Origin of the sequence: Enterococcus sp. AZ170 (assembly GCF_050545135.1) — a bacterium.
In the GTDB taxonomy this organism is placed as follows: Bacteria; Bacillota; Bacilli; order Lactobacillales; family Enterococcaceae; genus Enterococcus_L; species Enterococcus_L ureilyticus.
In genome coordinates, this window is sequence record NZ_CP172947.1 from 1,196,321 (window position 1) to 1,213,838 (window position 17,518).

The following is a 17,518-nucleotide window of genomic DNA, read 5'->3' on the forward strand; positions in this document are numbered from 1 at the left end:
CATTAATGTAAAAAATAAATTTGAACATAATTTCAACAATATGTTTACATTTGTTCTTACCTCGTGTATTATACAAATATATTGGAAAGCGCTAACCATTATAATTAAAATTTTGGGGTGAGTTAATTTGGAAGAAACAAATGTTGTTGTTGGTAATGTGAAACGTCCATCCTTGATTGAACAGCGGAAACAATGGTTTAAGGAATTTATGAAACCGTTTTTGGTCGTTGTAGTCATCTACATCACGATGTATATGATTCGTAATAATTTTAAAGCCGCCCAGCCCTTATTAAAAAGTCAATTAGGTCTGACTACGACTGATCTTGGTTATATCGGATTTGTCTTTTCAATTGTTTATGGCTTTGGTAAATTTATAGTTGGGTATCTTGTAGACGGTAAAAATACGAAGAAAATTTTATCGATTTTGTTGTTACTCTCTTCGATCACTGTTTTATGTATGGGGATTTTGTTTACGATGAATAATGTCCCGATGGGCTGGATCGTTGTATTATGGTCACTGAATGGCTTGTTCCAATGTGTGGGCGGTCCTAGTTGTGCTTCAGTGATTACCCAGTGGACGACTAGAAGCAATCGTGGTCGGTATATTGGGTTATGGAATGCCTCTCACAATATTGGCGGAGGTTTTGCAGGGATTTTTGCTGTGTGGTGTGCAACGACTTTCTTCAAAGGACAAGTTGCCGGAATGTTTATTATTCCAGCAATTGTTGCGGCTATAGTTGCCATCATTACTTTTTTTATTGGGAAGAATCGACCAGAAGACCTTGGTTGGAATTCCAGTGAAGAAATCTTTGGTGAACCAGTAGAAGAAGCAAATATTGATGCTGAACACTTAACAAAGTGGGAGATCTTTAAAAAATATTTATTAACGAATCCTTATATTTGGGTATTATGCGTAGCGAATGTTTTTGTTTACATTGTGCGGATCGGTATCGATAATTGGGCTCCGTTATACGTAACAGAACATTTGAATTTTTCACAAGAAGCAGCGGCACAAACGATTTTTTACTTTGAGATGGGCGCATTGATAGGTTGTCTGGCTTGGGGCTATATCTCAGACTTATTAAAAGGGCGGCCAGCCTTAGTGGCTACAATCAGCACTATCTTATTACCAATCGGGATTATAGGGTACCAGCTTGGGACAACAGAATTTGTGATCAATGCCTCATTATTCATGTTGGGGATGATGGTCTTTGGTCCGCAACTATTGATCAATTTATCTATGCTAGGATTTGTTCCTAAAAAAGCGACAGTTGTCTCTGGTGGTTTATTAGGCGCTTTTGCTTATCTATTCGGGGACTCAATGGCAAAAATTCTTCTAGCAAAAATTTCTGATCCATCAAAAGAAGGCGTGAATTTCTTTGGTCACGTGTTACATGGTTGGAATGATACCTTTATCATTTTTTACATTTCAATCGTGATCATTGCTGTTCTTTTGGGAATCGTTGCTTTAGCAGAAGAAAGAAGAAGGAAAAAAGTAAAGGCATAAAGGTGGAATAAACAAATGAACAGACAAATTACAAACTTTAGAGATTTAGGTGGAATCAAGAACAAAGAAGGAAAAACAGTGAAGCAAAAAAAACTACTACGGTCGGGTCATCTAGTAAATTTAGACAAAGAAACCCAATCTGTTTTAGTTGAAACGTTTAATCTAACCAGAATCATTGATTTTAGGCGTGGCTTTGAAATCAGTGAGTCACCAGATACACCGATAGAAGAAGTGGAGTATATCAATTTAGATTTATTAGGAAAAATGAATGCCAAAAATTCAAGCTTAGCAGATTTTGCTAAATTAAAGTCAGTTGAAGCAGTCGATAAACATATGCTAGGTGTCTATGAAGATTTAATCTTGAATCCAGGGGCACAAGAAGGCTTTACTGAATTTATGGACTACATTTTAGCCAATAAAGACGGAGCGACAATTTTTCATTGTTTTGCTGGAAAAGACCGAACTGGCTATGCTTCAGCTTTGTTATTGTCACTATTAGACGTAGACAAAGAAGCAATCTATAAAGATTTCTTGATCACCAACACGGAAAGAAAATCCGCAAATGATAGCTTAGTACAACAATTCAGAGAACAAGGATTTAATGAAGAACAACTTGAATCCTTAGCAACAGCTCTTTATGTAAAAGAGGATTATCTGGATCATGCACTAAATTTAATTGAGAAAAATTTTGGTACTACCGAACAATATGCTGCGCAATGTTTGAACTTTGATCAACAAAAGCTAGCTGAGTTAAGAAGTATTTATTTGGCTAACTAAAAAAGTCAATTTGTCATCCTTGCTAGTTCTTGCTATAATGAGCGTAAATAATAAGGAACGGACAATGAGTATGGATAAAGAAAAACAACAGCTTAGTATTGAAGTGGCAAGACTCTATTATCAATCTTCGCTTAGTCAACAGGAAATTGCTGAAAAATTAAATGTTTCACGTCCAACAATTTCACGACTATTACAGTATGCAAAAGAAAAAGGGTATGTTCAAATCACGATTTTTGATCCTTTTTCTGATCTGTTTGAAATTGAAAAAAAGTTAAAAGAAAAATATGGCTTAGAAGAAGTCCATGTTGCTTTTTCACCTGATCCCAATTACAATTCAATTTCAGAATATTTGACATCATATGCTGCTGAATATCTTGAGGATACGATTAAAAGTGGAGATATTGTCGGTGTTAGCTGGGGCACAACGATGCATAAGACTGTTTCTAAGATGAGCCGTCTCGATGTTAAAGGTGTAGAAGTTGTTCAGTTAAAAGGTGGTATAGCGTACTTTGATGTGAATAATTATGCGTTTGAGACGATTACGCTGTTTGCTGAAATGTTAAATACAAAAGCTAGAACATTTCCTTTACCCGTTATTTTAGATAGTAAAAAAGCGAAGGACTTGGTTGTAGCTGATCGTCATATTAGTAAGGTTATCGAATTAGGAAGACAAGCAAATATAGCAGTTTTTACAGTTGGAACCGTACAAAGTGAGTCGTTGCATTTTCGCTTAGGTTATTTTACAGAATCAGAAGAAAAATCCCTTAAAGCGAATGCGGTAGGTGATATCTGTTCGAGATTCTTTAATGAAAAGGGACAAATCAGTGATGAGGAAATCAATGGTCGAACGATTGGTATTGAGCTTGAGGAACTGAAGACCAAAGAAAAAGCTATTTTGATTGCTGGAGGCGATCGTAAAATCAAAGCAATCCACGGTGCACTAGTTGGTGGTTATGCAAATGTTTTATTGATCGATAAGTTTACAGCAATGAAACTTTTAAATCACTAATTATATTGAAAAACAGGAGTAGAGAATATAGACTACTCTTTTATAACTATTTTATATGAACGAAATTTCAGTTTTTAAGAACGGAATTTCTGGAAGGAAGAGTGTTAATGAATATAAACAAAATGATCGATCACACATTATTAAAACCGGGAGCGGATGAGCAGGCCTTAATGCGCTTGATTGAAGAAGCAAAAAAATATGAATTTGCTTCTGTTTGCGTGAATCCTTACTGGGTAGCCAAAGCGAGTAAAGAGTTAGCTGGAACATCGGTAGAAGTTTGTACAGTTATTGGATTTCCTCTAGGAGCTAGTACAACGGCAACAAAAGCATTTGAAGCAGCAGATGCGATTAAAAATGGTGCAACAGAAGTTGATATGGTCATAAATGTTGGTGCGTTAAAATCGGGTGATGAGGAAACGGTTTTAAAAGATATTGAAGCAGTCGTCTTGGCGGCTAAAGGAAAAGCTCTAGTTAAAGTGATACTTGAAAACTGCTTACTAACAGATAGAGAAATAGTAATAGCTTCAAAATTATCTGTTCAAGCTGGGGCCGACTTTGTTAAAACATCAACTGGCTTTTCAACAGGAGGAGCGACTATCAAAGATATCGCTTTGATGCGTAAAACAGTTGGTCCGAATATCGGTGTAAAAGCATCGGGTGGTGTTCGTAATGCAGAAGATGCTAAAGCGATGATCCATGCAGGGGCATCAAGAGTTGGTGCTAGTTCAAGTGTGGCAATCGTTGATGCGACAATCAACGATACGACAGGTGGATATTAAGTGTTAAACAATTGAGATTGTGAGGTACGAATGATGAGAATGGTTGATATTATTGAAAAAAAACGGAATGGTAATGAACTGAGTAAAGAAGAGATCGAGTTTTTTATCGCGGGTCTAACAAATGAAACAATCCCAGATTATCAAGTAAGTGCTTTTTTAATGGCTGTTTATTTCCAAGATATGTCAGATGAGGAAAGAGCAAATCTAACCTTAGCGATGGTCCATTCTGGTGATGTGATCGATTTATCGGCTATCGAAGGTATTAAAGTAGATAAACATTCAACAGGCGGTGTTGGGGATACAACAACATTAGTCTTAGCACCTCTTGTGGCCGCTCTTGATATTCCTTTTGCAAAAATGTCTGGTCGCGGTTTAGGTCACACAGGTGGTACAATCGACAAGCTAGAAGCCTTTGATGGGTTTCATGTAGAATTGACAGACGATCAATTTACTGAAATGGTCAACCGAGATAAAATTTCAGTGATCGGCCAATCAGGAAATCTAACTCCAGCAGATAAAAAACTTTACGCATTAAGAGACGTGACAGCAACGGTTAGTTCAATCCCATTGATTGCCAGTTCAATTATGAGTAAAAAAATTGCAGCGGGTGCAGATGCTATTGTTTTGGATGTTAAAACTGGTGCAGGTGCCTTTATGAAAACCGAAGAAGACGCAATCGAATTAGCATCAGCGATGGTTCGAATAGGTAACTTAGTTGGAAGAAATACAATGGCCATCATCTCTGATATGTCGCAACCGCTTGGTAATGCCATCGGAAACGCTTTAGAGGTAAAAGAAGCAATCGATACCTTGCATGGACATGGGCCAGCCGATTTAACTGAATTAGTCTTGACTTTGGGGAGTCAAATGGTGGTCCTCGCTGGAAAAACAGATTCTCTAGAAGAAGCAAGGGAATTACTACAAGGTGTGATCAAAGATGGATCAGCTTTAGTGAAATTCAAACAGTTCATCAAAAACCAAGGAGGAAATCCTGACTGGATAGAGAATCCTACTTTATTACCGCAAGCCAGATTTGAAATAGAAGTTATCGCGGATTCAGACGGTTTTGTCACAGAAATTGTTGCTGATAATATTGGTGTCGCAGCAATGAAACTTGGGGCAGGACGTGAAACAAAAGAAGAGGATATCGACTTAGCAGTTGGGTTAATTTTAAGAAAAAAAGTCGGAGATCCAGTTAAAAAAGGTGACAGCTTAGTGACGATTTTTGCCAATCAAGAAGATGTTACAGCTGTACAAGAGATGATCAAAGACAATATTCGCATTGGTTCAGATATACCTGAAAGTCAATTGATCTATCGTGAGATCCACAATTGACCTAAGGAGTTAAAAAAGTAAAAAGGGTATGTTTCATATATAAATAGCAGAGTGTGAGGCAAAACTAAAATACGTTTTGTTTCACACTCTCATTTTGGATCAGTGACGGGACAAAAGCGGCTGCTTTTTGATATAAAGATAGTGTTTCTTCTATTATAAGTACTTAAAATCAATGCTTAGTGAAAATAAATTAGTGCTTACCCTTGAGGACTACCGAAAATTCATTCTTAAGTCCTATGACAAATGATTAAAAAGAAGGCATAATAGGTACATAAGGAAAACACCCTCGGGTGAAAAATTTGCTAAGGAGGCAATTTCCATGAAAGAAAGAGAAAGAGTATTAGACTTAGTTAAAAAAGGTATCCTATCTTCAGAGGAAGCTTTAGTCTTATTAGAAAATATGGCGACAGAAAAAGATGAAAAACAAATCAAAAAAGCTGCCGACCAAGTAAATGTAACAAATCCAACTGTTGACACAAAAGAGAATGACAAAGTCGTAGATTTATTAAATAAGTTAGAGAACAAGGAAGAAGAAACAATCGAACCTGAGATTTCTGATGAAGAAATCAAAGCAAAAGAAGCTGAAGATCATGAGCGTTTAGAAAAAATTCTAGATGCGTTAGCAACGGAAGCGAACAGAGCTTCTGTAGAGCTAGATGAGATCAATGCTGAAATCGCTGGTGTTAAAGAAGAAATCAAAGAAGCACAAGAAAAATTAATGGAATTAAATACTAAAGAAGAATTAAGTGAATTAACACCTGAAGATTTAGATGAAAGAGCGTCATTGGAGGCTGAAATCAAAGCGTTAGAAGATTCTTTAGATGAAAGAATCCAAGAAAAAATTGCTCTAGAAGCTGAATTGAAAAATATTCGTAAAGAGCAATGGTCTGAAACGAAAGATCGTGTTGCTTCAAAATTTGATATTCCAGATGATTGGAAAGAGCAAGCGACAGACACGATCAATCAAGTCGGTGAAAAAATGAGTGAAGCAGGTTCTCAATTAGGATCATTCCTTAAAAAGACATTCAATTCATTTTCTGAGACAATGAATGATAACATGGAATGGAAAGATGTTAGTTTCAAAGTTCCTGGTGTTGCTACAACAAAATTTGAACATGAATTTAATTATCCAGCACCTTTAGCAAGCTTGATCGATGTCAAAGTAGCAAATGGAAACATTGTATTCAAGACGTGGGATCAACCAGATGTTAAAGTTGAAGGGAAAATCAAACTTTATGGTAAAATGGACGCTGAAACACCACTGGAAGCTTTCTTAGAAAGAAGCCAAATCGATGTGGATGACGAAGTGATTTCATTCCAAATTCCCAATAAACGTGTTCGTGCAGATCTAATCTTCTACTTACCAGAACGAACATTTGACCATGTTTCAATCAAATTGTTGAACGGCAATGTGACAATTGAATCACTGAAAGCAAAAGATGTTTATACTAAATCAACGAATGGTTCAATCACATTCAACAAAATCGATGCAACGATGCTTGAAATCGAAGGAGTGAATGGAGATATCAAAGTCTTAGATGGTGAGATCCTAGACAATATCATTGAAACAGTAAATGGCACCGTAACGATTGCTGCAACACCACAAACAATAGGGGTTTCATTGATCAATGGTGACGTCCGCATTACAGCCAAAGAAAAGACTTTACGTAAAGTAGAAGCAAGTTCTGTAAATGGCAATGTGAAAATTGCATTACCAATAGAATTAGGTGTTGAAGGAACAGTCAAAACAAGTTTAGGCAGCATCAATAGTCGTTTAAGTGACTACGATGTGATTCGTGAAAAGAAAGAAAGAACCAATCAATTACTACAATTTAGACGATTGAATGACGACGATATGGCGCAAATCAACGCTTCTACAACAACAGGAAACATTTATTTAAAAGACACAGATAAATAAATGTGTAGAACTTGATTGCTTGAAAAGAGTCAATTTTTTAAAAATAGTCAAGAGGATGAACATTAAAAACGTTCATGCCTCGTGACTATCAATAACAAGAAAAATAATAAAAAAAGGATGATTCTTCATCCATTCTATTGTAAAATTTAAGAGATGAGAGGTGAAAAAAATGAGAAAACGATTGACAAAATCTCCCAATAATGTGGTATTTACCGGAACCCTAGCGGGAATTGCAGAATGGTTAGGCATCGATCCTACGATTGTCCGCGTGATGTACGTAGTGGCTAGCTTTATCTTTATCGGCAGTCCAATTGTTCTATACATTGTTTTAGCCGTATTGATTCCTTCTGGCAGAAATAGAGGGAATAACAACTATGGACATCAAAATCCGTACAACCGAAACACGCATAATCCAAACCCTTATGCAAATGGACAAAAACAAAGAAAACAAGCTGAAAAAGTAAATGACGATGACTGGAGTGACTTCTAATGACGTACTTTCAACGTTTGATTGTTAATACGTTGACATTTGTCTCACTTTCAGTGATTTTTCCAAATATGATTTATGTAAGAAGTATCTGGATGGCGATCATTGCAGCATTTGTTCTTTCTATACTGAATATGTTAGTAAAACCTGTGTTGACGATTTTATCACTTCCATTTACTTTGCTTACATTTGGCTTATTTAGCTTTATTGTAAATGCTGCGATTTTAAAGATGACCTCTGCTTTCGTTGGGGAACTAAATTTTGGTTTTTCCAGCTTCGGGGCGGCAATTCTAATGGCAGTGATCATGTCGTTGGTCAATGCAATCGTCAGTGAGCGTAATTTAGATAAATATAATGAATAAGGATCAAACCCCAACGTGCTCGCTTGGGTTTGATCCTTATTTTTCTGCGTACGGTACAGTCAAATCAATCAGTAAAGCTTCTTTATGATGATTGATATAACTGTAGAGGATATTGATAAAATCGACTTGTTCTTTTGAAAATTGCTGGATGTTTTTCGGTTCCTTCTTAGGCAGCATTTTATTTGCTAATTCATCAAATGTGTATTTCGCGACAGTTTGTTTCGTAAACGTTCGGCTATTGATAACAAGACCTTGATAAATTAGATAAAACTTCATTTTTGAGTGGGTAGTCATTTGTAATAATTGCCAACTGGCTTGATTAGCGAGGACTAGTTTTTTGTTTTGCGCAAAAAAGCGAGTGAGAAGTTGCCAGTCTTCTCGTAATTTTAAGGCTTTTTCAAATGAATGATTTTCTGCGGCTAAAATCATTTTTGCTTCTAACCGTTTTTGCGGTAATTGATTATCAAAGGTAAAGGCACCTAGTAACTCTGTTTTAATCGTTGTATGTGTTAAAGGGAATGTATGATGTTTAGCAAAGGATTGATGCCAGTAATCACTTGGATTTAATTCGTATAAGCTTTCCAATATTTGCTTTAATTCCACAAGCTTTCTATTTGTTGAAAAAGGACCAAAACAGTTTTTTTGCGTGGGGACAGAAAGAATATTGATTGAGATTTCGTCGTTGTCAGTATTGATCTGAATGTAGTTGTATTTTTCAAAAGAATTCATTTGTCGATTATAAATGGGACGGAACTGTTGGATCAGGCGACATTCTAAAAGTAAGGCATCGAGCTCAGTCTCTACCTCAATCACGTCAAATTCAGCTAGCTGTTGGATTAGTCGCAACGTTTTGCTAGAATGCTGCTTATTTTTGACAAAGTAACTGAGGACTCGTTCCCGTAGCTTTTTAGCTTTACCAACATAAATAACATCTCCATGCCGATCTTTCATTAAGTAGACACCAGGATTCAGTGATAAATTTTTAACTTGTTCTTTCAAAGGATTTTCCATAAAGACACATCCAGTAAGTTGTTTTTTGACTATTCATAGTGATACAACTAAGTATACAAATTAATTAATGATAGTCAATCAAGAGCGTTTAACACATTTTATTGGATCTGAATAGGGTGAAAAATAAGGACAAGGGCCCCCATATAACGGACACCAGCAACAAAACAAGGACAATCTCCCTAATAGCTAGAAACTTCCTACCTGAAATGATAAAATGGTACGAGTAGGGAACAGGAAGGAATGAATTAAGAATATGGAAGAAGTTGTAAAAATACATCAACTGGTAAAAAAGCTTTCTTTAGAAGTCGTGTATGGCGATGAAGAAAGTCTAAATAGAGAAATTACGACAGGGGATATTTCACGACCTGGATTGGAATTAACTGGCTATTTTAATTACTATCCTCATAATCGTTTACAATTGTTTGGCAGTAAAGAGATTACTTTTTCTGAACGGATGATACCAGAAGAACGTTTGATGGTCATGCGCCGTTTATGTGAAAAGGATACCCCAGCTTTTATTATTTCTAGAGGATTGGAAGCGCCTGAAGAAATGGTGCAGGCCGCTAAAGAAAAAGGGCTAGCTGTGTTGCGCTCCCCTATTTCAACCTCGAGATTACTAGGAGAGTTATCAAGTTATCTGGATAGTCGTTTAGCCGCAAGAACCAGCGTTCATGGTGTTTTAGTCGATGTTTATGGTTTAGGTGTCCTGATCCAAGGGGACAGTGGAATTGGGAAAAGTGAAACTGCTTTAGAATTGATTAAACGTGGGCATCGATTGATTGCAGATGACCGAGTAGATGTTTATCAGCAAGATGAATTGACTGTTGTTGGTGAGCCACCGAAGATTTTGCAACATTTGATCGAAATTCGTGGGATTGGAATCATTGATGTCATGAACTTATTCGGTGCAAGTGCAGTTCGAGGGTTCATGCAGGTTCAACTTGTTGTTTATTTAGAAGCTTGGGAAAAAGATAAGAAATATGACCGCTTAGGTTCTGATGATGCAATGGTAGAAATTGCCAGTGTTGATGTGCCACAAATTCGCATTCCTGTGAAAACTGGTCGGAATGTAGCAATCATTATTGAAGTTGCTGCTATGAATTTCCGTGCAAAAACGATGGGCTATGATGCGACTAAGTCATTTGAAGAACGTTTAACAAGATTGATTGAAGAAAATTCTGGTGTAGAATAGTATAACTAAAACGAAGTGGACCGTTTTTACGGATGTTTTATCTAGCTTCATGAAGCAACATCTTGGAAAAAAGATAAACTCTAAATATGACAAAGAGCGTCATTTTTAGATTTTCTTATTTTCTGTCAGAGTTAAATGAGTCCGCTTCGCTTTTAAATTAGGAGGAAGCCAAATGTTAGGACAAGTAAATCCAGTAGCATTTAATCTTTTTGGGATATCTGTGTACTGGTATGCAATTATTATTGTTTCAGGAATCGTACTAGCGGTTTGGCTGAGCAGTCGTGAAGCAGTTCGTGTGGGATTAAAAGAAGATGATGTGATTGATTTTATGTTGTGGGGACTGCCAAGTGCCATTATTGGCGCACGTTTGTATTATGTAATTTTTCAATGGCAGGATTATGTAGATAACCCTATTGAAATTATTTTGACTAGAAATGGTGGTCTAGCAATTTATGGCGGCTTGATCGGTGGCGGTCTTGCATTATTTTTCTTTACAAGACATCGATTTATTTCAACGTGGACCTTTTTAGATATCGCTGCGCCTAGCGTGATTTTGGCGCAAGGGATCGGACGTTGGGGTAATTTTATGAACCACGAAGCATATGGTCCAGCAACCACTCGAGCATTTTTAGAAGGCTTGCATTTGCCCAAGTTTATTATTGATAATATGAATATTGATGGAACTTATCATCAGCCGACTTTTTTATATGAATCAATTTGGAATGTGCTAGGTTTTATTGTATTGGTCATTTTGAGGAAAAAGAAAGATTTCTTAAAAGAAGGAGAAGTTGTTTTAGGTTACGTTATTTGGTATTCTTTTGGTCGATTCTTTATTGAAGGAATGCGGACGGATAGTCTTTATGCCTTTGGTAGCATTCGCGTCTCTCAAGTGTTTTCTTTAATATTATTTTTTGGGGCGATCGTAGTGTTGATTATACGTCGGAAAAAAGGCGCGATCCCATTTTATAATCGTGAAAAAGGAACTGTAAAAAAGGCTGTTTAGAACTGCCTATTCTGACCCACCTATGTTAAAATGTTAGATGGGTATGGAAATTATAAAATGAGTAATTTGGTTTTATTTATTTAAAAGAACTAGCAACGGGAAAACATAAAGTATTCCTGTTAAAGACTATTTGAGTTATTTGATTCATTCAGTTTTACCGAATCAGTATTTTGGAGAATAGACAATCTGCTTATAGAATAAAAAAATATTCTTAAATCAGCTGCCTATTTTTCTGTCAGAGCTAAACGATTCGTTCAGCTTTTCAATGATCTAGCATCACTGAATCAGCTCTTCGGAAAAAAGATAAAAACTAAATGAGTCAAAGAGCGACTCAGTTAGTTATTCCTATTTTTCTGTCAGAGCTAAACGATTCGTTCAGCTTTTCTATTTTGAAAGGAGTTTTTCACCAATGAAACAAAAAGTTGCTGTTTTAGGTCCCGGTTCTTGGGGAACTGCATTGGCTCAGGTTTTAGCAGAAAATGGTCATGAGGTTCGCATTTGGGGACATAATAAGGCACAAATTGATGAAATCAATACTCAGCATACGAATCATCATTATCTTCCTGATTTGGTCATTCCAGAATCAATTCAAGGGAAGGTATCGCTCGAAGAATGTATCGAAGAGGCAGATGCTGTCTTATTTGTTGTACCCACCAAAGCAATTCGAACGGTGGCACAAGAGTTCACAGAGAAATGTAAAAATCAGCCGTTGATTATTCATGCGAGTAAGGGCTTGGAACAAGGCAGTCATAAACGAATATCTGAAGTTTTGATGGAAGAGATTCCTACAGAAAAAAGAAGAGGCGTAGTTGTTTTATCTGGCCCGAGTCATGCTGAGGAAGTGGCTGTTCATGATATTACAACGATTACAGCGGCAAGTGAGAAAATAGCAGCGGCCAAATATGTTCAATCATTATTTATGAATGATTATTTTAGAATTTATACGAATGATGATGTGATCGGTGTTGAAACCGGCGCGGCTTTGAAAAATATCATCGCTTTAGGAGCTGGGGCAATTCATGGCTTAGGTTTTGGAGACGATGCAAAAGCTGCAATCATGACACGTGGTTTAGCTGAAATCAGCCGTTTAGGGGTAGCAATGGGCGCAAATCCTCTGACTTTCATCGGGTTAAGTGGAGTTGGTGATTTGATCGTTACGTGTACAAGTGTTCATTCACGGAATTGGCGAGCTGGTAATCTACTTGGAAAAGGTCATAGCTTAGATGAAGTCCTTGAGAATATGGGCATGATCGTTGAAGGCGTTTCAACAACGAAAGCAGCCTATGAGTTATCTCAACAGTTGAATGTGGATATGCCGATCACAGCAGCAATTTATAAGGTATTGTATGAGGGCAAAGATGTAAAACAAGCAGCGAAAGAAATCATGTTGCGTGATGGTAAAACGGAAAATGAATTTTCTATATAATTTTTAGGAGGCCTATTGGCATGAAAGTAAAAAAAGCGGTTATTCCAGCGGCTGGTCTGGGAACAAGATTTTTACCAGCGACAAAAGCGATGGCAAAGGAAATGTTGCCAATCGTAGATAAACCAACGATTCAATTTATTGTTGAAGAAGCACTGGCTTCTGGAATCGAAGATATTTTGATTGTTACAGGGAAAGCAAAACGTCCGATCGAAGATCATTTTGATGCAAATTTTGAATTGGAAAGCAATCTTCGAGAGAAAAATAAAACTGATTTATTAAAATTGGTCGAAGAAACGACAGATGTCAATCTTCATTTTATTCGTCAATCACATCCTAAAGGCTTAGGTCATGCTGTGCTACAAGCGAAAGCCTTTGTAGGCAATGAACCGTTTGTCGTAATGCTAGGTGATGATATTATGGAAGATAAGATTCCGTTGTCTAAACAACTGATGAATGATTATGATGAAACACATGCCTCAACGATTGCAGTAATGAAAGTACCACATGAAGAAACATCGAAATATGGCATCATTAATCCAGAGGCTGAAGTTTCTAAAGGATTGTTCAATGTGAATAGTTTTGTAGAAAAGCCAACACCTGAGGAAGCCCCAAGTGATCTAGCGATTATTGGTCGTTATTTATTGACACCTGAAATTTTCCATGTATTAGAATCACAAGAGCCAGGTGCAGGTGGTGAGATTCAATTAACGGATGCTATTGATACCTTGAACAAAACACAACGTGTATTTGCCAGAGAATTTACTGGTAAACGTTATGATGTTGGGGATAAATTTGGTTTTATGAAAACTAGTATTGAATATGGATTAGTCCACCCAGAAGTTAAAGACAATTTACGTGATTACATTATTGAATTAGGGGCACAACTTGCTAAAAAAGACACACATGAAAAGAAATAGAAATGAACTGTAGTATTATTTTTCTTATAGAGATGAGGTTGGAACAGGAGTGTTTATTTCCGAAGAGATTGCTTCTACTCCCGCCGTTTATATGGATTCCATGTGATTGGGATATGACTCAAAGAGTTATGTTCCAATCACGTATTTTTTTACCCAAAAAATCATCAAGTTTATTGCTATATTTGGTGGAGAGTTATGCGATGAATTGTTATAATTAGGGGAACAAAGTTAATTGAATAATTTGTGAAAAAGACCAGTTGGTGTTATTCTAAGAACATGAAATAATTGATGAAAGGAGCAAGGATATGACAGGTGGAGAGGTTGCAGCGATTATCGCTGCAGTAGCGTTTGCTGTATTAGTAGTATTTATTGTTTTAGTCTTGATGAAAATCGGGAAAACGGTAGAACGAGTGACGACTACAGTTGATGAAGCAAATAAAACAATCGAGGTTGTTACAAAAGATGTAGATATCTTATCTAGACAAGTAGAAGGACTTTTAGTAAAAAGTAATGTGTTGCTAGATGATGTGAATAAAAAAGTAGCGACGATCGATCCATTATTTGAAGCAGTAGCTGAATTAAGTGAGAGTGTTTCCGAACTGAATTATTCAAGTAAAAATCTACTTGGAAAAGTTGGAGCAGTTGGTAAGACAACAGCAAAAGCTGGTGTGGTTAGTAAAGTCGGTGGCGCAGCATTTAGAGCATTTCGTCCCAAAAAATCATCAAAAGTTAGTGAAACAATAAAATAATAACAGATAATGGAGGAATTAACATGGCGAAAAAAGGCGGATTTTTCTTAGGAGCAATTATTGGTGGAACAGCAGCAGCTGTAGCAGCTCTTTTATTAGCACCTAAATCAGGGAAAGAATTACGTGAAGATTTAGCAAACCAAGCTGATGACTTTAAGGACAAAGCAACAGATTATACGGACTACGCGGTGCAAAAAGGTTCTGAGTTATCATCGATTGCAAAAGACAAAGCAAGTGTATTAGGTGAACAAGCTGGGGATTTGGCAGGTAATGTGAAAGACAAGACGAAAGATTCTTTAGATAAAGCACAAGGCGTCTCAGATACAGTGCTAGAATCATTCAAAAAACAAACAGGTGATTTATCGGATCGTTTCAAGAAAACAGCTAAAGATGTTAATGATCAAGTGGATGAATTAGGTGATATTGCTGAAGAGGCATCAGACGATATTTTTATTGATGTGAAACACTCTGCTAAAAAAGCCAAAGAAACTGTTTCTGAAGGTGTAGCTGAAGCAAAAGTAGCAACGAAAGATGTACCAGAAAAAGCAGAAGAAGCAAAGGCAGAGACTAAAAATGCTGCTAAAGAAGCAGTAGACGAGCTTAAAGGCAAATAAAAAAGAGGGCTTGCATTCTAAACAGAGTGCAAGCTTTCTTTTTATCAGTTAAGAATGATTAGTTCTTTTGGTGTTTTCGTGAAAGCTTCGCATCCCGTTTTAGTTACGTGCAAGCAATCTTCAATGCGGACACCAACTTTTTCAGGAATATAGATACCTGGTTCGATTGAAAAACACATACCTTCTTCAATGATCAAATCGTTGCCAGTAACTAGTGAAGGATATTCATGAACAGTTGTCCCAATACCATGTCCTAATCGATGATTGAAATAATCTCCATAACCATAACTACTGATGACACCACGTGCCACTTCATCCAATTCTCCTGCAGTAACACCAGGTTTGACTGCATCCATAGCTTTCAATTGCGCTTCTAACACAATTGCATAAATTTCTTTTTGAAAATCTGTAGGTTCTTTATAAGCAACTGTTCGAGTAACGTCACTACAATAGCCATTGTATACAACACCTAAATCAAATAAAACGAGATCTTGTTTCGTAACTGCTGTATTTCCTGGATTGCCATGAGGGCTTGCCGCATTTTTACCAGCAAGAACTAATGTATCAAAACTCATTGAACGAATCCCCTGACGTTTTAATTGATATTCGATTTCAGCTAATATTTCTTGTTCTTTAGCGCCCTCTTTGATCGCTTTAAACCCAATTTCCAAGGCAACATCCGCCCAATTACCAGCTTCCATCAGTTTAGCAACTTCGTCTGATGTTTTGAGTAGTTGCAGTTTTTCGATGACAGGTGTGACACTTACTGTAAAATCACTAGTAGGAAAATAATGAGTCAAAATATCAAAACGAGCAACAGTCAACGCTTCTTTTTCAGTCGCAATTTTTGTTGGAGTTTCATTATTTTTAATGAGTTGAGCAATTTTTTCCCACGGATTTTCGCTATCAAGATAACCATGAACAGGGTAGCTCCATGAACTTTTTTCAGCATCTTCAACTTCCAAAGCTGGTGTAAATAAAAAAGGGTCATGATTTAATGAGATAAATAAAGCTAAAACCCGTTCGTGGGGATCACTTTTATAGCCAGAAAAATAAGCAATATGTCCAGGATCACTAATATAAGTGAGGTCGATATTCTCGCTGGCCATCCATTTTTTTAGATCATTGATTTTTTCGTGATTCATAAATATCCTTCTTTCTTTTGAACGATTCGTTGTAAAACTTATCTTTATCATACCACGAAAAGGCCTAAAGCGCTTTTTGAAATATGTAGTAAATTTTCATGAAAATGGGATAAAACGGTTGCAAAAACAAAAAAACTCTGCTATTCTTAGTGAGAAATGTAAACAGCGTTTTCAGAAAATGAAAAAACTATAAATATTTAGGAGAATTAACATGGAAAAACAAACAATTACGATTTATGATGTTGCTCGTGAAGCAAATGTATCCATGGCGACAGTCTCTCGTGTAGTGAATGGCAATCCAAACGTAAAGCCTGCTACTCGGAAAAAAGTGTTAGAAGTAATTGATCGCTTAGATTATCGCCCCAATGCTGTAGCGCGTGGCTTAGCAAGTAAAAAAACGACAACTGTGGGTGTGATCATCCCCGATGTCAGCAATATCTTTTTTGCCTCTTTAGCTCGAGGAATCGATGATGTCGCTACAATGTATAAATACAATATTATTCTAGCAAATTCTGACAGCAACGATCAAAAAGAAGTGAATGTATTAAATAATCTTTTAGCTAAACAAGTTGATGGGATCATTTTTATGGGACATCATATCACCGATGAAATTCGTGGTGAATTTTCTCGTTCTAAAACACCTGTTGTTTTAGCTGGTTCGATCGATCCTGACCAACAAGTTGGCAGTGTGAATATTGATTATACTGAAGCTACGAAAGATGCGACCAATATATTAGCTAAAAATGGCAATAAAAAAATCGCTTTTGTCAGTGGTGCGCTGATCGATCCAATCAATGGCCAAAATCGTATCAAAGGATACAAAGCAGCTTTAGCTGATAATGGTTTATCTTATAATGAAGGCTTGATTTTTGAGTCTGAGTATAAGTTTAAGGCGGGTATCTCATTAGCAGAACGTATCCGTAATAGTGGCGCAACAGCAGCCTATGTAACGGATGATGAACTAGCAATTGGTTTATTGGATGGCATGATCGATGCTGGTGTGAAAGTGCCGGAAGAATTTGAAATTATTACAAGTAATAATTCGTTATTAACAGAAGTTGCTCGTCCACGTCTTTCAAGCGTGACTCAACCATTATATGATATTGGTGCGGTTTCAATGCGTTTATTGACAAAATTAATGAATAAAGAGGAAATTGAAGACAAGACAGTAATCTTACCATATGGTTTGGATCAAAAAGGATCAACAAAATAAGAAATAATAGGAACCTCACGCAAATTGTTTTGCGTGAGGTTCCTTTACTACTCCATAAAAAAACAGACAACTTG

The 17,518-nt window shown here is 36.7% G+C and carries 17 protein-coding genes; 15 read left to right on the top strand and 2 right to left on the bottom strand.

Annotation, left to right across the window (positions count from 1 at the left end; all coding sequences use genetic code 11):
- Positions 1-127 precede the first annotated feature (127 nt).
- The 8 genes from uhpT to IGJ55_RS05840 all read left to right on the top strand — a co-directional run bounded on the left by uhpT (position 128) and on the right by IGJ55_RS05840 (position 8,174).
- The gene (uhpT, locus tag IGJ55_RS05805) at positions 128-1,507 is read left to right on the top strand and encodes a hexose-6-phosphate:phosphate antiporter (RefSeq protein WP_069638741.1); all 1,380 of its coding nucleotides are present in this window, start codon (positions 128-130) and stop codon (positions 1,505-1,507) included.
- 15 nt (positions 1,508-1,522) lie between these two features.
- Positions 1,523-2,284, top strand: a complete 762-nt coding sequence (locus IGJ55_RS05810; protein WP_069638740.1) for a tyrosine-protein phosphatase — start codon at positions 1,523-1,525, stop codon at positions 2,282-2,284.
- Between the two features lie 70 nt (positions 2,285-2,354).
- Complete coding sequence (locus IGJ55_RS05815; protein WP_069638833.1) at positions 2,355-3,293, top strand: sugar-binding transcriptional regulator; 939 nt, start codon at positions 2,355-2,357, stop codon at positions 3,291-3,293.
- A 107-nt stretch (positions 3,294-3,400) separates the two neighbouring features.
- Positions 3,401-4,072, top strand: a complete 672-nt coding sequence (gene deoC, locus IGJ55_RS05820) for a deoxyribose-phosphate aldolase (RefSeq protein WP_207120733.1) — start codon at positions 3,401-3,403, stop codon at positions 4,070-4,072.
- Between the two features lie 33 nt (positions 4,073-4,105).
- Positions 4,106-5,407, top strand: a complete 1,302-nt coding sequence (locus IGJ55_RS05825; RefSeq protein WP_207120796.1) for a pyrimidine-nucleoside phosphorylase — start codon at positions 4,106-4,108, stop codon at positions 5,405-5,407.
- 319 nt (positions 5,408-5,726) lie between these two features.
- The gene (gene liaX, locus IGJ55_RS05830; RefSeq protein WP_207120734.1) at positions 5,727-7,325 is read left to right on the top strand and encodes a daptomycin-sensing surface protein LiaX; all 1,599 of its coding nucleotides are present in this window, start codon (positions 5,727-5,729) and stop codon (positions 7,323-7,325) included.
- 169 nt (positions 7,326-7,494) lie between these two features.
- A complete protein-coding gene (locus IGJ55_RS05835) occupies positions 7,495-7,815 on the top strand; it encodes a PspC domain-containing protein (RefSeq protein WP_069638736.1) in 321 nt (106 codons plus the stop codon).
- Positions 7,815-8,174 carry a phage holin family protein gene (locus IGJ55_RS05840; protein WP_429950714.1) on the top strand — a complete coding sequence of 120 codons (360 nt, stop codon included), beginning with the start codon at positions 7,815-7,817 and terminating at the stop codon, positions 8,172-8,174. The genes IGJ55_RS05835 and IGJ55_RS05840 overlap by 1 nt, the downstream gene beginning before the upstream one ends.
- 36 nt (positions 8,175-8,210) lie before the next feature.
- Here IGJ55_RS05840 and IGJ55_RS05845 read toward each other — a convergent pair whose 3' ends face one another.
- Positions 8,211-9,185 (bottom strand): GIY-YIG nuclease family protein, encoded by a 975-nt coding sequence (locus tag IGJ55_RS05845; protein WP_430607710.1) that lies wholly within the window; start codon positions 9,183-9,185, stop codon positions 8,211-8,213.
- Between the two features lie 253 nt (positions 9,186-9,438).
- On the opposite strand from IGJ55_RS05845, the gene hprK reads away from it, so the two are divergent.
- The 6 genes from hprK (at position 9,439) to IGJ55_RS05875 (ending at position 15,086) form a co-directional block, all read left to right on the top strand.
- A complete protein-coding gene (gene hprK, locus IGJ55_RS05850; RefSeq protein ID WP_069638733.1) occupies positions 9,439-10,377 on the top strand; it encodes an HPr(Ser) kinase/phosphatase in 939 nt (312 codons plus the stop codon).
- A 172-nt stretch (positions 10,378-10,549) separates the two neighbouring features.
- Positions 10,550-11,380 carry a prolipoprotein diacylglyceryl transferase gene (lgt, locus tag IGJ55_RS05855; protein ID WP_430607711.1) on the top strand — a complete coding sequence of 277 codons (831 nt, stop codon included), beginning with the start codon at positions 10,550-10,552 and terminating at the stop codon, positions 11,378-11,380.
- A 409-nt stretch (positions 11,381-11,789) separates the two neighbouring features.
- Positions 11,790-12,806 (top strand): NAD(P)H-dependent glycerol-3-phosphate dehydrogenase, encoded by a 1,017-nt coding sequence (locus IGJ55_RS05860; RefSeq protein ID WP_069638731.1) that lies wholly within the window; start codon positions 11,790-11,792, stop codon positions 12,804-12,806.
- 20 nt (positions 12,807-12,826) lie between these two features.
- Entirely contained in the window at positions 12,827-13,723 is an 897-nt protein-coding gene (gene galU / locus IGJ55_RS05865) for a UTP--glucose-1-phosphate uridylyltransferase GalU (protein ID WP_069638730.1), read from the top strand.
- A gap of 305 nt (positions 13,724-14,028) precedes the next feature.
- Positions 14,029-14,472, top strand: a complete 444-nt coding sequence (locus IGJ55_RS05870) for a DUF948 domain-containing protein (RefSeq protein ID WP_429950720.1) — start codon at positions 14,029-14,031, stop codon at positions 14,470-14,472.
- A 23-nt stretch (positions 14,473-14,495) separates the two neighbouring features.
- Positions 14,496-15,086, top strand: a complete 591-nt coding sequence (locus IGJ55_RS05875; RefSeq protein ID WP_207120737.1) for a YtxH domain-containing protein — start codon at positions 14,496-14,498, stop codon at positions 15,084-15,086.
- 44 nt (positions 15,087-15,130) lie between these two features.
- On the opposite strand, the gene IGJ55_RS05880 is transcribed toward IGJ55_RS05875, so the two are convergent.
- Positions 15,131-16,231 carry an aminopeptidase P family protein gene (locus IGJ55_RS05880; protein WP_069638727.1) on the bottom strand — a complete coding sequence of 367 codons (1,101 nt, stop codon included), beginning with the start codon at positions 16,229-16,231 and terminating at the stop codon, positions 15,131-15,133.
- Positions 16,232-16,442: 211 nt separating this feature from the next.
- Between IGJ55_RS05880 and ccpA the strand changes: the two genes are divergently transcribed.
- Positions 16,443-17,444, top strand: a complete 1,002-nt coding sequence (ccpA, locus tag IGJ55_RS05885; RefSeq protein WP_069638726.1) for a catabolite control protein A — start codon at positions 16,443-16,445, stop codon at positions 17,442-17,444.
- Positions 17,445-17,518 lie beyond the last annotated feature (74 nt).

Bases quoted from the DNA above. Each gene is read 5' to 3' on its own strand.
- IGJ55_RS05825 (WP_207120796.1), top strand. From the start codon at position 4,106: ATGAGAATGGTTGATATTATTGAAAAAAAACGGAATGGTAATGAACTG.
- IGJ55_RS05815 (WP_069638833.1), top strand. From the start codon at position 2,355: ATGGATAAAGAAAAACAACAGCTTAGTATTGAAGTGGCAAGACTCTAT.
- IGJ55_RS05880 (WP_069638727.1), bottom strand. From the start codon at position 16,231: ATGAATCACGAAAAAATCAATGATCTAAAAAAATGGATGGCCAGCGAG.
- IGJ55_RS05835 (WP_069638736.1), top strand. From the start codon at position 7,495: ATGAGAAAACGATTGACAAAATCTCCCAATAATGTGGTATTTACCGGA.
- ccpA (WP_069638726.1), top strand. From the start codon at position 16,443: ATGGAAAAACAAACAATTACGATTTATGATGTTGCTCGTGAAGCAAAT.
- liaX (WP_207120734.1), top strand. From the start codon at position 5,727: ATGAAAGAAAGAGAAAGAGTATTAGACTTAGTTAAAAAAGGTATCCTA.
- hprK (WP_069638733.1), top strand. From the start codon at position 9,439: ATGGAAGAAGTTGTAAAAATACATCAACTGGTAAAAAAGCTTTCTTTA.
- IGJ55_RS05875 (WP_207120737.1), top strand. From the start codon at position 14,496: ATGGCGAAAAAAGGCGGATTTTTCTTAGGAGCAATTATTGGTGGAACA.
- lgt (WP_430607711.1), top strand. From the start codon at position 10,550: ATGTTAGGACAAGTAAATCCAGTAGCATTTAATCTTTTTGGGATATCT.
- deoC (WP_207120733.1), top strand. From the start codon at position 3,401: ATGAATATAAACAAAATGATCGATCACACATTATTAAAACCGGGAGCG.
- IGJ55_RS05870 (WP_429950720.1), top strand. From the start codon at position 14,029: ATGACAGGTGGAGAGGTTGCAGCGATTATCGCTGCAGTAGCGTTTGCT.
- IGJ55_RS05845 (WP_430607710.1), bottom strand. From the start codon at position 9,185: ATGGAAAATCCTTTGAAAGAACAAGTTAAAAATTTATCACTGAATCCT.
- IGJ55_RS05840 (WP_429950714.1), top strand. From the start codon at position 7,815: ATGACGTACTTTCAACGTTTGATTGTTAATACGTTGACATTTGTCTCA.
- IGJ55_RS05860 (WP_069638731.1), top strand. From the start codon at position 11,790: ATGAAACAAAAAGTTGCTGTTTTAGGTCCCGGTTCTTGGGGAACTGCA.
- galU (WP_069638730.1), top strand. From the start codon at position 12,827: ATGAAAGTAAAAAAAGCGGTTATTCCAGCGGCTGGTCTGGGAACAAGA.
- IGJ55_RS05810 (WP_069638740.1), top strand. From the start codon at position 1,523: ATGAACAGACAAATTACAAACTTTAGAGATTTAGGTGGAATCAAGAAC.